We start from the raw sequence: 14,827 nt of genomic DNA on the forward strand, positions 1-14,827 counted from the left end.
ATCATGCCCCCATCAGTTCGGGAGCGTGAATCACGCCGGCAAGGTGGTCGCAACCCGATTAATGGGTCCTGACCCTAACGCTGTCGGAGCCAGCCCTGCAGGCGTTCCGCCGAATGCCGTCGTTCCATTCTGTCAGCTCCAGCGGTTTCAAAGCGACTTTTAGGGAGCCAAGCTAATTTTATGCGTCGCCGCAGCGCGACCAATCGGGGCCGGTCGAAGGCAAGCCCGCCGGAGACACGACTGTCATCGACATCTGTCCATCTATCGCTTGTTGGGCACGCAGGTCCCGCCATGCCAGCCGCGCAGCGTTCGGCAACACGCACGGCTCCGATTCAAGTATAGAGCACGTCTCCGGTGACGCGACATCCTGATCGATAGAACAGGGCCGTAAAGATCTTATCCGTCGTATGTTTTTAGGAGCCTGACGGCTTGATCCACTTTCAAGTCTATCATTCTGTCGATGAATATATCGTACAGCTGCTGCTGATAGGCATCTTGATAGCCGCCCTGCGATGGAGGGGTAAAATCCCGACCGCGCATGTCAGAGCCCTGGGCATCTTCATCCCTTCCATGGCTACTGTTTTTCCTACGCTGTCCAGACATTGCGGCTGCTGAAGCTGACGGTGACCCGAAACCATTCTGCAGTGAGAGAAACTAGCACGATCCGCACTTGGCGCAAAGTCCGGCCAAGCTCCTCACGGAAAAGGAATATGTGTTGATAAATGATGCCGGCAGGAACTGACGGTTGGTGCGGCGGTTTTGACCCTGATCGGCGATTGCAGTGATCGCGGATCGAGCAATTACCGAAAGGCAAGGGATCAACAGCGCTATGGAAATCGGAAGCTTGGTCGAGGGCGCAATATCAGCCTGTCACGGATGCAAAGGTTTCTCGCTGACATACAGTCCGGGAAAGGCGATGGGGTGGTGCGCCTCGGTAAGGATCAGCGGGTCGGACGGATCCGAGGTGGATGTGTCCGAAGAAAGGGAAAGCGCTGACGGCGCCTTGAAGGCACTTCTTCAAAAGCTGCGGTGCTGACTGTGCGGCATGCCCCCTTGCGGGGCCGAGGTCCAAAGACCTTGGGCATTCATAGCCGGTTGCCGCGAAGGGCGCCGGTACCGCAGTGCCCATCCCGGCTGACACGGATCCTTCGACAAAGCGCTTTTTGAGCCAATTGGAGATCATTCGATCCATGAAGCCATTCGTGACCGGTTTCCAGGACATATCGCGGGTTTCCATCGCGATACCCATCAAGGACGAAGCCTCGCGGTTGCCCCGTCTTCTGAACTCGCTCGTCATGTCGGCACAGGGCTGCGATGTGCCGGTGACCGCGACGATCCTTGTGAACAACAGTTCGGACAGAAGCGCCGAGATCGCCAGATCCTATGAGAATACCGCGATCAATGCGCAGGTCCGCGAGGTGACCTTCTCGGCCCGGACTGCCAGCGCGGGTCACGCAAGGGCCGCGGCCATGAGGTTCGCGTCATCCAGGGGTGGGTTGATCATGACCACGGACGGGGATGCAGCGGTCCACCCGCGATGGATCGCATCCGCGTTGCAAGAGGCGCGAAGCGGGGCCGATCTGGTCTGCGGCCGCATCAGCTCTCGTATCCCGATCCCGCTTCGCAGGGGGGCGAGGGCGCGCATCACGGTGCTGGAAAGCGGATACACCGCGCTGATGCACGAGCTGCGCTTCTATCTCGAGCAGATGGCGGGGCTTCTGGATTTGCGTGCCAAGCAGCCGCATTACATCGAATCCGGTGCCACTATCGCGATCCGGTCGGAAGCGTTCCGCCTGATCGGCGGCTGCCCCCTGGTCCGGCACAGCGAAGACCGCGCGCTAGTCGCGGCAGCGCGGCGGCACGGCCTTCGCATAAGCTATTCCGATCGGATGCGGGTGCGCGTTTCAGGTCGCCTGATGGGGAGGGCGGAAGGCGGCATGGCCGAATGCCTGCGCGAGCGTATGGCCTCCCCGGACCCGCTTGCCGATCAGGCCGTCCTCGACCCCGACCTGCTTCTGAGCCTGTGGACGCTTGGCAGGCGGGGAATGCCCGTGATCTGGCCGGATCGGAGCCAGGTTCACGGAGCGAGGCTGCGCGCCTCGGATCTGGAGGTGGCCCTGCCGCAACTGACGGATCTGATGGAGCAGATCGTGAGACCGCAATACGCGGCCTGGCGGGCAATGGAACAAGGGGTTGCGGTTTGAGAGAAGCGACAGTCGCGGCCGAGATGCTGGTAGGGGTCGGCGACGGGCCGGGCATCAAGTTGGCATTGCAGCAAAGCGGCCTTCTGACGGCAGCATTCCGGGTCGCGCATCAGGCGCCGGATCCCCGGGATCTGCTGCGGTGCCTCGTGACGATCGGCCAGGCCGATCTGTCGGCGGGGCGCATCTTCGAAGGGCATGTGAACGCGGTCAAGCTGCTGCTCTTGCACGATGCCCCGGCATCTTCGGACGAGCATTACGGTCTGTACGGCATCTGGGGCGCGGATGGCAGCAGTCCCGTCAGGATCGAAGACAGGCGGCTGCGGGGCTACAAGCTGTTCGCCAGCGGTGCCGACATCCTCGACCATGTCATCCTGTCCGCGACCACCGAAGAGGGCATCCAGCTTCTGCTGGTCCCGACATCCTCGTTGCAGGATCGCCTGTATCCAGAGGAATGGCGGATGTCCGGGATGCATGCGACGGCATCGGGGCGATGCGACCTCGAGGGGCTGTCGCTCGATCATGCGGTGTTTCTGGGCGAACCCGGGGCCTATCTGCAGGAGCCCTACTTCCAGGGCGGGGTCTGGAGATACGCGGCCGTGCAGCTGGGTGCGATGCAGGCACTGACCGCGATCACGCGGGACCAGCTGCGCCGCAGGGACCAATTGGGCGCGCCGATCCAGCTGATGCGGCTGAAGGCGATGACCCTCGCCTGCGAGACGGTCCGGCTGTGGCTGGAGCAGGCAGCCTTGGCCACCGAGCGGGTGGATGCGGTCGAGGGCGACAGCCTGTCTTCGATCTTTGCCCGGTTGCAGACCCAGCAGGAAGCCATGAAGGTCCTTGGCCTGGCCGACGAAGCAATGGGGGCGGCGTCCTTCGCCATCGGGCACCCGGCCGAGAAGATCAGGCGCGACCTCGGCCTCTATCTTCGACAGGCGAACCCCGACGGAATGGCGCTCGATGCGATGCAGCGCCTGCTTGCAAGCCAGGAACTGTCGTCGAGGTGGATCCCGTGAGCCGCTTTCTGGAACGCGCGGCAAATGCGCCCTGGGCCTCGGTCGATCAGATCGTGGGCGACCGCCCGCTCTGCGTGCTTGCACCGCATCCCGATGACGAGACACTGGGATGCGGTACGATCATCCACGATGCCGCCAGGCGTGGGATATCCGCCCATATCATCTGCGTGACGGACGGGTCCGCGTCGCATCCCGCCTCGGCCGCCTGGCCGCCCGAAAGGATCGCGATGCAGCGCCGGCAGGAATTGCTGTCGGCCTGCCGCCTGCTAGATCCGGACGCCCACGTGGACTGGCTGGGTTACCATGATTGCAAGGCGCCGTGCGATCCTGAAACGGCTGCCGAACTGGCGCCGCTGATCGCGCCGAATGCCCTGTTGCTCTGCACCTGGGACGGCGATCCCCATGTCGATCACCAGTCCTGCGCGATGCTTGCGCGGCACATCGTCAGGCTGCGCGACGATATCCGGCTTGCGTTCTATCCGATCTGGGGGCGTTTCACCGACGGGCATGCGCAGGTTTCCCGCATCCACGCGTCGCCCGGGGCGAAGGAGATCAAGCGACAGGCGCTGTCCTGTCATGCCTCGCAGATGACGCCGCTGATTGCGGATGACCCGACAGGCTTCGTTATGTCTCAGGAACATCAGCAGCATTTCCTTGCGCATCCGGAGATGATCATTGCCGCATGAACGCGTGATAGCTCATTTGGAGAACCTCTATTCCCGAAGCGACGATCCGTGGCAGCACAGGACGAGCGCCTACGAGGCCGCCAAATACGCCGCTACGTTGGACGAGATCGGTCCCGGACCCTTCGCATCGGCCATCGAGATTGGATGCGGAAACGGCACCTTAGCATCGCTGCTTCGACATCGGTGCCAGCACCTTACCCTTGTCGAATGCATACCTGCGGCGCTGAGACTGGCGCGGCAATCCTTGGCCGATGCAAGGAACGTCACCTTCATCGGCGGCACGGCGCCGCACGACCTGCCATCAGCGCGCTTCGATCTCGTGCTGTTGTCCGAGGTCCTCTATTTCCTGACCGTTCAGGAAATCTCCGAACTGGCAGAATGGCTTGGCAAGCATGCGACAGGTTCGGTGGTCGCCGTGAACTGGACGGGCCCCACGGACGAAGAGCTTGACGGGACGCAGGCGGTCGAGGCGCTTGCAGCAAGCCTCGGTGCCTCGACGAGCAGGTCGCATCAAGGGTTCAGGATCGACGTGTTCATGCGTCCGGGGTAGGGCGTCATACTTTTCCATAAGCCGTCTTTCGACGACCGGTATGTGCCGGAATGCTGCCGGCCTTGGTTCACTCCTGCTTTCGAATGGACACTTGGGGGGTGCGTCCGCAAACCCAGTCCTGGCAGTAAGCCATCGACCTGTCCTGCGGCCCGGGTCAGGTACAGCGGGTCAGGAAAAGACCGGGCAGCAAGGTCCAGACCGTGGCTGTCAGCGCGACGACTGCAAGCGTCGTGACCAGCATGCGCAATCTGGGTGTCGATGACTTCAGCACCCAACCCAGCGCCAACGCTTGCAGGATCAAGGCAGCCGCTGCCGCCGCCAGCAAGATGCCTCGGCCAGCTACGCCTTGCGGGCCCGCAGCGCAGAGCCACCCATTCAACCCATAGATCGCGCTGAAGCTGGCAAGCCATGTCGTCAGGGGCAGGGCGATGCGCAGCAGGTCCCCCATCAGACAAACCCCGGAATGGCTGCGGTGCTAATTCCGATCACGGATACGCCGACAGCATAGTCCGACCACAAGACGGTGATCCGGTGCAGGCCTAGGCCAGTGCGGGGGTCATGCCCTGCAACCCGGGTCATGCCGTGAAACACGGCCGTCACGAAGGCGATGAACTGGTGCAGGATCGCGTAACCCACCAGCACCCAAACGGTCGCCGCATAGGCGTGAACGGTCGGATCCGGCATGCTGCGCAGCACCATTATGCCACTTGTGCCCATGAGGACCATCGCCAGTCCCTGCAGGAGCCAGAGCCGCGCGTATCGGGCCGCGATGACCGCCAGAACTGCTCCGGTTGCCAAGATCGCGATTGCATGTGGTCCGGGCTGCGCCCAGAGCTGCGGCGGCCAGTTCGGCGCGATGGTCCAGAGAAAGGCATAGCCGAACAGCAGCGACCCGAAAAATGTCCCATCGGCCAGCAGCAGGAACAGCGACCCCCACCAGCCGGGGGGACGGGCGACCTCGGATGCGACGGGCAGCGACAGCCCGCGTCCGACGGGCAGCAGGCCTTCGGGGGTGCGCCTCTGCAGCCCCCACGCCCAGACAAGCGCGCAGCCCAGCACCCCCACGGCCGCGACGGGCACCAGCCAATAAGCCTTGATCAGCATCCCCAGGAAGAACAGCCCCGTCACCGCCGACATCAGAATCGGCAGGGCGGTGTTGCCGGGAAAGACGACGATGTATTCGGGCGCTCCGGTGGCGGGTTCCACGGTCAGCGTCTCGCGTCGGTTGCGGGACGGGTCGCCCAGATACCCCTGGCCCCGCGCCAGCTGGACGGGCAGATCGGGCGTGTCCCACAAAGGCTCTCGCGAGGTGATTTGCGGCAGGCTTGCGAAGTTGTAGGGCGCGGCGGGCGTCGGCATCGCCCATTCCAGCGTGCCCGCCCCCCAAGGGTCGCGCGACCCGCGGATCGCGACGGCGGCATTCACCACCACGTCGATCAGTACCAGCGCAAAGCCGATCGCCATGACGAAGCTGCTGACCGAGGCGATGATGTTGATCACCTCCCACCCCTGACCCGCGTCAAAAGTGTCGATGCGGCGGCGCATGCCCAGCAGGCCCACCCAGTGCAGCAGCAGGAAAGTGCCGTGGAACCCCGGCACGATCAGCCAGAAGGCGGTGTTGCCCAGCTTGAAGAAGGTCTTGCGGCCCGTGACATGCGGCATCCAGTAATACAGCGCCCCCAGCATCGGAAAGACGAAGCCGCCGATCAGAACGTAATGCAGATGCGCCACGATGAAATAGGTGTCATGCGCCTGCCAGTCGAAGGGCACGACCGCGACCATCACCCCCGTCAGCCCGCCGATCACGAAGGTCGCGAAGAAGGACAGCATCCACATCATCGGCAGGTGCATCTGCGGGCGACCCTTGGCGATGGTGCCGATCCAGGCGAAGATCTGCACCGCTGTCGGCACGGCGACCAGCGTGGACGCCGCCGAAAAGAAGGCCAGGGCCAGATGCGGGATCCCGGTGGTGAACATGTGATGCACCCACAGCCCGAAGCTGAGCACCGCAAGCGACACCGCCGCCGCGATCACCCATTGATGCCCCAGCAGCCGCGTGCGCGACATGACCGGCAGGATCGTGGAAATGGCCCCGGCGGCGGGCAGGAAGATGATATAGACCTCGGGGTGGCCGAACAGCCAGAAGAGGTGCTGCCACAAAAGCGCGTCACCTCCATGGGCAACCTGGAAGAAGGGCAGGCCGAAGGCGCGTTCCAGTTCCAGCAGGATCGACCCCAGGATCAGCGGGGGAAAGCCCGTCAGGATCATCACCGCCGTCACAAGTGCATACCACGCGAATATCGGCATGCGGGCCAGCGACATGCCCGGCGCGCGGTATCGCAGGATGGTGACGGTGATCTCGACCGCCGCCGAGATGGCCGAGATCTCGACGAAGGTGATGCCGATCAGCCAGAAGTCCGAATTGATCCCGGGCGAATTGATCGCGGATGACAGGGGCGGATACATGAACCAGCCGCTGTCGGGCGCGATCCCCGCCAGCAGCGAGAAGATCATCATCGCGCCGCCAAAAACATAGCACCAGAAGCCGTAGGCCGTCAGTCGAGGGAAGGCCAGATCACGCGACCCCAGCATCTTGGGCAGCAGGTAGACGGCCAGCCCCTCGAACATGGGGATGGCGAACAGGAACATCATGATGGTCCCGTGCATGGTGAAGATCTGGTTGTAATGTTCCGGCCCCAGGAATGCCGATCGCGGGCTGGCCAGCTGGGCGCGGATCAGCATCGCCAGGATGCCGCCCACAATGAAGAAGAAGGCCGAGACCGCCATGAACATCCGACCAAGGTCGGTGTGGTTGACCGAGGTGAACCATCCCCGCCAGCCGGGGTCGGACGCCCAGATGCGCGACAGGGCGCGATGTCGTTTCAGGGCGTTCATGGCGCCTCCCCTTGCAGAAAAGCCTGCCAACCGGCGGGATCATGGGCGATGACCGTGAAGCCATGACCGCGATAGCCGGGGCCGTTATACTCGGCCGACAGGCCGGCGTATTCGCCGGGCTGTGCCGCTTCGATCCGCAGGGTGTTCACATGCCCCGGCACGGCGTCCAGCTTGCCCGCCAGACGCGGCACCCAGAAGGCATGGACCACATCGACCGAGGTGATGGCCACATCCACCGGGCGGCCCGCGGGGATGTGCAGCCGGTTCCGCGTGACCGCGCCGGGGCGGCCGTCATATCCGAACCGCCATTCGTATCGCCGCGCCTCTGCGGTGACGACCACGGTATCGGGGCCTTCGCGCGGCAGCAGCCGTTCCCCTATGAACAGCCCGTATACCAGCAGCGCCCCCAGCACGGTCATGGGAAAAGCAAGGCCCAGCCAGATCACGAACCGGCGTTCCGACACCGCGCCCTCGGGGCGGCGCCATGCCCAAAGGACCAGCCCCGCGACCAACAGCGTGATCGCCACCGAACCGATCAGCAGCACCCACCACAGATCGGCGATCGCGGCGGCAGCCGGCCCGGCGGGATGGACCGTCGACAGCCTTTCTTCGCAACCAGCCAGCATCGCGGGGGTTAGACAGGCAAGGCACAAGCGCAGCAGGGGGCGCCGATGGAACGAAAGATGGTGCAGAAGGAACCCGAGGAACTGGTCGATCCTATCCTCGATTACCCGGGTTACGACCGGACCGAGACGACCGTCGGGATCTGGGGCCACCCTCTGCACGCCATGACGGTGGCATTCCCGGTCGCGCTGACATTCTGCACCTTTGGGGCCGACGCGCTCTATTGGTGGTCGGGAGAGCTGTTCTGGGCGCGCGCGGCAATCTGGGCGGCGGGCACCGCGTTCCTGTTCGGGCTGGCAGCCGGGGCGACCGGGACGGCGGAACTGCTGCTGGTCTCGGGCATCCGCATCCGTGCACCTGCCTGGACCCATTTCGTGATCGCGGTAATGCTGCTGTCGATCCTGGGGGCCAATTGGGGCTATCGCCTGCAGGGATACGAAGAGGCGGTGCTGCCCTACGGCATCCTGCTGTCGGGCTTTGCGGTGATCGTCGTGATGGTCACGGGCTGGCATGGCGGAAAACTCGTCTTCGATCATCGTCTGGGCACATCGAAGGGCAATTGATTGCCCAAGGGTTGCTGCAGCCAATCGGGCAGGGGGATCTGGCCAAGATCCGGCTTGGCCAGAACCAGAAACAGGATGCCGGTGATGGGCAGGGTCAGCAGGAACAGCGGAAGGGTCGGGTGCGGCGTCTTATGAACGCCTTGCCGTTCGGCCTTGTCCACGAGGACATAGCCGACCCAGACATGGAAACCCACCAGCGCAGCGACGAAGACCAGCTTGGCGAACAGCCAGGTGACGAAGACCCCCCGAACAAAGATCAGCCCCGTGCCCGAGCCGATGGCGATGACGGCGGCGGGAGTGATGAAGAAGGTATAGGCGTAATGAGTCGCCTTCCTGATGCGCGCGTAATCGGCCTGACCGATGGCGGGGTCGTGCCGCGCAAGCATCAGGGGCAGGGCGAAAAGCCCCGCGCACCAGATCAGCAGCATCGTGACATGCAGCGACTTCAGATGCGGGACGATGGGTTCGAGCATGCTCATGCCGTCGCCGCCAGCCGCCAGCTGCGCCGCGCCTGTATCGCGATGACCGCGGCATAGGGGATCATCGCCGGGACCCACATGATCAGTCCGCCAAGCTGTTGATCGGTCAGCGGGCGCATCCCCCACGCCAATGGCGCAAGCTGATGCGCCTGATACAGCGGCTCGGGGGCGAAGGTCAGAATCGCGCCCAGCATCCCCATCTGGATCAGCCCGGCAATCGACCACAGGATCGTCTGCGCGGATGCACGATGCGACAGCACCGCGCCCCAGAACAGCGTGGCCGACCCGAGAAGGCTGATCTGCATGATCCAGTAGACCCCGATGTCGCGCAGCGCCAGATCATAGGCGGCGGGCAGATGCCACAGCCACAACAGGGCGGTCGATATCGTGAAATGCAGCCCCATGCCCGAGGCCCGCAATGGCAGCGCTGCCGCCAGCAAGGGGGCGGCCACCGCGACCAGAAGCACATGATGCACGACGCGCGCCGAAAACAGCCCGACCGACATGGCGCAGAGCGGAGACACGAAGGCCACCAGCAGAACCAGAATCGCGGGCGTTCCGCCTGGGCGATGTCTGACGGTCAGCCACCCGACAGCCATCACGGCCAGCAGCACCGGATCCAGGTTCCAGGACCGCAGCGCCAGCTCGGGGGGCGGGGCGATCCCGCAATAGCTTCCGGGCAATATCGTGATCGGCATCGTCTTGGGGCCCTGTGGAATTGGTGCGCGTCAGGTAACACAATCGCGAGCCGCCCAATTTGGTTTCCCGAAACGCAAGGTTTCGCGGAAGCAGCCTTCGGGCAGCTAGTGGGCGGGCAGGGGGCTGGCATCCTGACCGCAATCCAGGGGCTCCTCTTGGACAAGTCGCGGGAGCATGCCGATCGCTGTCGCAGCCGACAGAGCCGCTGCGCCAAGGAACATGGCGCTCGATGAGAACGCGTTCGACAAAAAGCCCGCAAGCGCAGGTCCCACGATGCTTCCCATCGCAACCGCCAACAGCGTTGCGGTGAAGCTGAACGCGGGCAGCTCGGGGAACAGACGCTCGGACCAGAAGGCCAGGACTGCGCTCATCATCATGACGAAGATGCCCTGCGATGCGGATGCGGCCCCCACGCCGATCCAGCTGTTCGGGGACAGCGCGATCAGCGCCAGCGACAGCGCCGATACCAGCAGCAGCCCGCGCACCAGCAGCGGCAACCCGATCCGGTCCTTGATCGCGGCAGTGCCAAGCGCGGCCAGCCCCGCGATGCCATAGATGATGAACATCACCGCGGGCGATCCTCCGTCGGGCAGCCCGGCCAGCCCGCCTGCCTGGGCTACGCTGTCCGTCGCGAAAGAGATGTAGATCGTCGTGGTGATCCCGAAGGACAGCGCCGTCAGATAGAGCGGCAGGGCCGGCACCACGCAGATCGCCCGCCAGTTCGTCCGCCCCCGGCCCGGATTGCCCGCGACATCGCGCATCGCGATCCAGTTGCCGACCAGCGCGGCCAGCCCGGTCGCGGCAAAGGCGATCCACGCGATCCGCCAGGAAGCCCCGCCCAGCATGAGCGCCAGCGCGACTGCCCCCGCCATGGCGGCCCCCAGGCTGGTTCCCGTACTGACGATGGACAGTGATCGAGGGCGCAGGCCCTCGGTCACCTGCTGATGCACCGCGTTGTTGTAGGGGGACCAGCCGAAGCCCGCGCTTGTCATGGCAAGGATCACGCCAAGGGCTAGGACGCCCGCATTCGAGGCCATCGCCACCACGATCATCCCGATCGTCGCGAAGGCCAGCCCGACGATCACGGGCAGCCTTGGGCCGCGCCACGCGGTTGCTGCATAGGCCCCGATCAGGCCCAGCAGGAATCCTGCGAAGCCGCCCGCGGAAATGAGGCCCGCGACGGTGGTGCTGATGCCGAAGGCTTCCTTGAACTGTGCAAGAAACAGCCCGAAGCCCATGCGGGCAGGGCCATAGCTGATCGCGGTGGCAGCGAAACCTGCTGCCGAAAGCTTGAGGAATGGTGACATTGCAGGAACTTTCGAGGGATTTGCATTCCCCGCGCAACACTCGCTTGTGCCAGCCGTTCCATCGCGGTTCCCGCGCCCGATCTGCGGTCCATCGGGCCGCGCGGGCCGGTTTTTCGGTTTTTCAACAACTTATTCGCATCCGTGCATCGGCATGAAATCGCCGGGATAAATCTATATTTGTCTGCGGAACGACGCGGGAATTTCTGCAGTTGCTGCAATGTGAAGACGGCCGGCAATCACCAAACCTGACCCGTAGGAGAATGACCGATGTTCCATCATTCCAGCAAGCTGCAATACGAAGTCCGCGTGGACCGTCCCGATCCGCAATTCGCCAAGTATCTGCAACAGGCCATCGGCGGCGTCGAAGGCGAGATCCGCGTCGCCATGCAGTATTTCTTCCAGGCCATGGGCGCCCGGGGCGATGCGAAATACCGCGACATGCTGATGATGACCGCGACCGAGGAACTGTCCCATATCGAGTTTCTCGGCCATGCCGTCGCCTTGAACCTGGAAGGCGCGCCGCTGACCGTGCAGGAGGAAGCCGCCAAGGACCCGATCGTCAATGCGATCATGGGCGGGGCGAACCCGCGCCATATCCTGTCCTCGGGGCTGTCTGCCATGCCGGTGAACGCGAATGGCGTCCCCTTCGACATGAGCCATATCTATGCCACCGGCAACCTGGCCGCCGACATGATGGCCAATGCCACCGCCGAGAGCGGCGGGCGCGTGCTGGCATCGCGGCTGTACAACATGACCGACGACAGCGGGATGAAGGATATGCTGTCCTTCCTGATCGCGCGCGACACGATGCACCAGCAGCAGTGGCTGGCCGTGATCGAGGAGTTGGGCGGCTGGGAAAAGGCGCTTCCGGTGCCGAACTCGACGCCCGAGGAACACGAGGCGATGGAGCATTCCTACTACTTCCTGAACACCTCGTTGGACGAGCCGACGCCGGAAGGACGCTGGACGTCGGGGCCGTCGCTGGACGGGCGCTCGGAGTTCTCGGTCCGCGAACGCCCCGAGCCGCTTGGCCAGAAGCCCGATCTGGGCAAGGCGCGTCCCCATAGCGGCACGCAGATCGAACAACAGTAACCCCAACCTGAAACCGGAGGCTGCCATGACCGACCCGAACGCCACATCCCACCGTGATGACAAGGGCGACACGCTGGATCGGTCGGCGGCCGAGGGCGGGTTGCCGTCCGATACCGACTATCTCCGCACCCAGGGCAAGGAACAGGGGCAACTGGTGGGCGTCGCGCTTGCCGCCCCGATCATCGCGATCGTCGTCATCGTGATTGCCGCGCTGTGGGTGTTCCTATGAAACCTTCGCATCAAGGATGACCGACATGGCCACGACCACAGGAACCGAGCATTATTTCGGCGATCTCGTCACGGATCTCATCTATCTCGAGCATGACGCGATCTCCGCCTATGACAGCACGATCGAGCGTCTGAGCGATCCCGAACTCGCCGCCCGCGTGGCCGAGTTCCGGCAGGACCACCTGTATCACCTTGAGAAACTTCGTGACATCGCGGCGTCCATCAATGCCGACATCCCCGAGGGTGGCGACATGAAGCAGATGCTGACCACCGGGAAGATCGCGCTGGCGGATCTGATGGGGGACGGAGCGATCCTCAAGGCCATGCGCACGAACGAAGAAGATACCGTCACCGCCTATGACCGTGCGCGCCAGCATGGAGACGCAGTACCTGCATCGCGAGAGTTCTTCGAAAAGGCACTGGCCGACGAGAAGCGTCATCGCGCATGGTTCGAAGCTGCGGCTGAGCGCACTTAAGGCACCTGCCTCGTTCGCAGATTACGCATGCAAACCGGGCTTTGGGTGGGTGCGGCGCGTCGGCTTAAAGCGGAACTTGCCAGCCTCGAATGTCGTACGGGTCGATAGACGTGACACTAGGATCACCTTTATCGTCTCTGCGGTTCGAATATTGCGAAAGGCCCGCTTTGGTCCTGCGAGTTTGCTTCCGGGTCCTAGGTGTTCAGTCCCGGCATCTCGTGGATAGGGTTCAAGACGAATCTGTCCGACTCTGACGTTCAGATCTTAAAGATATAGTCGTAGGGTGTGAGCCGGTTAAGGGTCCTGAGCCGGCGCGCTAAGTTGTATGCTGACATGAAGTCCGAGAGGTGCGTCTGCAGCTGATCATGGCTTTCGTAGTGGAAGCGTTTGACGGTGGCCTCCTTGATCGTGCGGTTCATCCGTTCGACTTGTCCGTTGGTCCAGAGATGGTTGTGTTTGGTCAGCCGATGCTCAATCCCGTTGGTCTCACAGATCATGTCGAGACGCATGGGCCGAGAATAAGCAGTGTTCCGGTTCCGAGGCTGCTCAGCGAACTGAATGCCATTGTCGGTGAGGACAGTGTGAACCTGATATGGCACGGCTTCGAGCATGTGTTGGAGGAACTCCCAGGCCCTCTTCCTGTCTGCTTTCTCGACGAGCTGGGTCACCGCAAACTTGCTCGTGCGGTCGATGCCAACGAACAGGAAGAGCTTTCCTTCAGCAGTCTGCACTTCGGCAATGTCTATGTGGATCGAGCCAGCGTGTTCGCTATCGGTTCAAGAGCCGCTGGCGAGGGCCGATCGGGTAGCGTTTGAACTTCGGCCGCCTCGGTTTGTCGCCCTCGACGTCAGGCAAGCGTGAGATACCATGTCGCTGTAGACAGCAATGAAGCGTTGAGCGTGTCAGGTGCGGGCTTGACGGCTGAAGGGCATAGAGGCAGTCATCGAGCGAGAGCAGCGTATAGCGCCGAAACACGACAATGTTCGCCTCCTCAGCCTAGGTGAGGACCGTCGAACGTGGCTCTTTTGGGACAGTATTGAGATCCTCGACCGTCTGCCGTTTGCCTTACTTCGCAACCGTCTCGGGATTTATCCCAAGCTCTCGGCTCAGCGCTGCGAGCGAAGCTTGCGATCATTCGGGCAGCCCCTTGGATCGGTGGCGGGCCAGCCCTCATTATTGCTGCTCTGACGGCGTGCATGGTCGCGGCGCTTCCGTGACGAACTATGTCCCATAGGGCATCCTTCCATTCCTCCGAGAGGGTCACACCATAAGACCGTGGGATCAAACACCTAGAGCGGATAGCCAAGGCGAGCATCAGTTCTGGGGTTACCGGCTATTTTCCATGGGCAGTCCAGAGAATGTTGTACATCAGACTCGTTCCCTCCGCCATTTCCCCTTTTCAAGTTTATGTTTTGGCAGTGTTTTCTGTTCTTCATCTGCTGCGGGGTAGCGACCGGGGTAGCATTACATCTTGCGATGCTTTCCGATCTCCCATCGCTTCAGATAGGTGTTCGGCCAAGCTACGCAAAGCTTGGACCGTGATCATCGGCCTGACCCGAGTGATCCACCTGCACAGCATCTGCCTCCTTTTCGATTCTTGACCGGACGAACTCGTTGAGCCGGTGCATCGACCAGAGCCGTGGGACGCCATCCTGCGCCAGGAAGGCCACGACGGTGATCTCGGGGTCGCGGTCCGAGAGCGCCTCGATCCGCTCAAGGGCTCGGGTCCCCTGCATCGCAAGCGTGCGGAGGCATTGCGGTGTCAGGACGAGCACGATGTCTCTCTGCCCCGCTATATCAGGAGCGGGTCCCACAAGCCCCTTCCAGAGCGCCGCTGCTTGCTGACGTAGAGGCCGATCTTCGGCAAGGCAGATCGGCCTGCAACCGCGCAGGCTTGCGGCCATATGGGCGCGCAGAGCCGCGACGGTGCCCGCTAGGCTCCAGACTCGTTAATTTTCAAAGCCAGAAGATGACAGTTGCGGCGAGAGCGACGGCGGACAGAAAGACCCTC

The 14,827-nt window shown here is 63.1% G+C and carries 15 protein-coding genes and 1 pseudogene; 8 read left to right on the forward strand and 8 right to left on the reverse strand.

What is annotated here, in order from left to right:
- Positions 1–1,190: 1,190 nt before the first annotated feature.
- The 4 genes from QMZ16_RS15830 (at position 1,191) to QMZ16_RS15845 (ending at position 4,453) form a co-directional block, all read left to right on the forward strand.
- Positions 1,191–2,204: a glycosyltransferase family 2 protein gene (locus QMZ16_RS15830; protein ID WP_282603964.1), complete on the forward strand. Its 1,014-nt coding sequence runs from the start codon at positions 1,191–1,193 to the stop codon at positions 2,202–2,204.
- Positions 2,201–3,217 carry a hypothetical protein gene (locus tag QMZ16_RS15835; protein WP_282603965.1) on the forward strand — a complete coding sequence of 339 codons (1,017 nt, stop codon included), beginning with the start codon at positions 2,201–2,203 and terminating at the stop codon, positions 3,215–3,217. The genes QMZ16_RS15830 and QMZ16_RS15835 overlap by 4 nt, the downstream gene beginning before the upstream one ends.
- 74 nt (positions 3,218–3,291) lie before the next feature.
- The gene (locus tag QMZ16_RS15840; protein WP_282603978.1) at positions 3,292–3,903 is read left to right on the forward strand and encodes a PIG-L family deacetylase; all 612 of its coding nucleotides are present in this window, start codon (positions 3,292–3,294) and stop codon (positions 3,901–3,903) included.
- Complete coding sequence (locus QMZ16_RS15845; protein ID WP_282603966.1) at positions 3,893–4,453, forward strand: SAM-dependent methyltransferase; 561 nt, start codon at positions 3,893–3,895, stop codon at positions 4,451–4,453. The genes QMZ16_RS15840 and QMZ16_RS15845 overlap by 11 nt, the downstream gene beginning before the upstream one ends.
- 154 nt (positions 4,454–4,607) lie before the next feature.
- Here the strand turns inward: QMZ16_RS15845 and QMZ16_RS15850 are convergent, their stop codons facing one another.
- From QMZ16_RS15850 to QMZ16_RS15860, 3 genes are read right to left on the reverse strand one after another with little or no spacing between them, the layout of a single operon-like run.
- A complete protein-coding gene (locus QMZ16_RS15850; RefSeq protein WP_282603967.1) occupies positions 4,608–4,901 on the reverse strand; it encodes a hypothetical protein in 294 nt (97 codons plus the stop codon).
- Positions 4,901–7,348: a cytochrome c oxidase subunit I gene (gene ctaD / locus QMZ16_RS15855; RefSeq protein ID WP_282603968.1), complete on the reverse strand. Its 2,448-nt coding sequence runs from the start codon at positions 7,346–7,348 to the stop codon at positions 4,901–4,903. The genes QMZ16_RS15850 and ctaD overlap by 1 nt, the downstream gene beginning before the upstream one ends.
- Positions 7,345–7,974, reverse strand: coding sequence for a cytochrome B (locus QMZ16_RS15860; protein WP_282603969.1), 630 nt, complete (start codon positions 7,972–7,974; stop codon positions 7,345–7,347). Before QMZ16_RS15860 ends, ctaD begins: the two co-directional genes overlap by 4 nt.
- A 45-nt stretch (positions 7,975–8,019) precedes the next feature.
- Between QMZ16_RS15860 and QMZ16_RS15865 the strand changes: the two genes are divergently transcribed.
- Positions 8,020–8,535 carry a DUF2231 domain-containing protein gene (locus tag QMZ16_RS15865; RefSeq protein ID WP_282603970.1) on the forward strand — a complete coding sequence of 172 codons (516 nt, stop codon included), beginning with the start codon at positions 8,020–8,022 and terminating at the stop codon, positions 8,533–8,535.
- Here QMZ16_RS15865 and QMZ16_RS15870 read toward each other — a convergent pair.
- From QMZ16_RS15870 to QMZ16_RS15880, 3 genes are all read right to left on the reverse strand, one after another.
- The gene (locus QMZ16_RS15870; RefSeq protein WP_282603971.1) at positions 8,505–9,014 is read right to left on the reverse strand and encodes a CopD family protein; all 510 of its coding nucleotides are present in this window, start codon (positions 9,012–9,014) and stop codon (positions 8,505–8,507) included. The two genes, QMZ16_RS15865 and QMZ16_RS15870, sit on opposite strands and share 31 nt — an antisense overlap.
- The gene (locus tag QMZ16_RS15875; RefSeq protein WP_282603972.1) at positions 9,011–9,712 is read right to left on the reverse strand and encodes a cytochrome c oxidase assembly protein; all 702 of its coding nucleotides are present in this window, start codon (positions 9,710–9,712) and stop codon (positions 9,011–9,013) included. The genes QMZ16_RS15870 and QMZ16_RS15875 overlap by 4 nt, the downstream gene beginning before the upstream one ends.
- Positions 9,713–9,817: 105 nt before the next feature.
- Positions 9,818–11,020 carry an MFS transporter gene (locus QMZ16_RS15880; RefSeq protein ID WP_282603973.1) on the reverse strand — a complete coding sequence of 401 codons (1,203 nt, stop codon included), beginning with the start codon at positions 11,018–11,020 and terminating at the stop codon, positions 9,818–9,820.
- A 267-nt stretch (positions 11,021–11,287) separates the two neighbouring features.
- Between QMZ16_RS15880 and QMZ16_RS15885 the strand changes: the two genes are divergently transcribed.
- From QMZ16_RS15885 to QMZ16_RS15895, 3 genes are read left to right on the forward strand one after another with little or no spacing between them, the layout of a single operon-like run.
- Positions 11,288–12,112 (forward strand): manganese catalase family protein, encoded by an 825-nt coding sequence (locus tag QMZ16_RS15885; RefSeq protein WP_282603974.1) that lies wholly within the window; start codon positions 11,288–11,290, stop codon positions 12,110–12,112.
- A gap of 25 nt (positions 12,113–12,137) precedes the next feature.
- On the forward strand, positions 12,138–12,341 hold the full coding sequence (locus tag QMZ16_RS15890) for a hypothetical protein (protein WP_282603975.1): 204 nt from the start codon (positions 12,138–12,140) through the stop codon (positions 12,339–12,341).
- Positions 12,342–12,366: 25 nt separating this feature from the next.
- On the forward strand, positions 12,367–12,816 hold the full coding sequence (locus QMZ16_RS15895) for a ferritin-like domain-containing protein (RefSeq protein WP_282603976.1): 450 nt from the start codon (positions 12,367–12,369) through the stop codon (positions 12,814–12,816).
- 194 nt (positions 12,817–13,010) lie between these two features.
- Here QMZ16_RS15895 and QMZ16_RS15900 read toward each other — a convergent pair.
- Together QMZ16_RS15900 and QMZ16_RS15905 are read right to left on the reverse strand one after the other, a co-directional pair.
- Positions 13,011–14,014 (reverse strand): annotated as a pseudogene (locus tag QMZ16_RS15900) (IS481 family transposase).
- 322 nt (positions 14,015–14,336) lie between these two features.
- Positions 14,337–14,591 carry a hypothetical protein gene (locus QMZ16_RS15905; protein ID WP_282603977.1) on the reverse strand — a complete coding sequence of 85 codons (255 nt, stop codon included), beginning with the start codon at positions 14,589–14,591 and terminating at the stop codon, positions 14,337–14,339.
- Positions 14,592–14,827 lie beyond the last annotated feature (236 nt).

It is taken from the genome of Paracoccus sp. PARArs4, assembly GCF_947311865.1.
GTDB lineage: Bacteria > Pseudomonadota > Alphaproteobacteria > Rhodobacterales > Rhodobacteraceae > Paracoccus > Paracoccus zeaxanthinifaciens.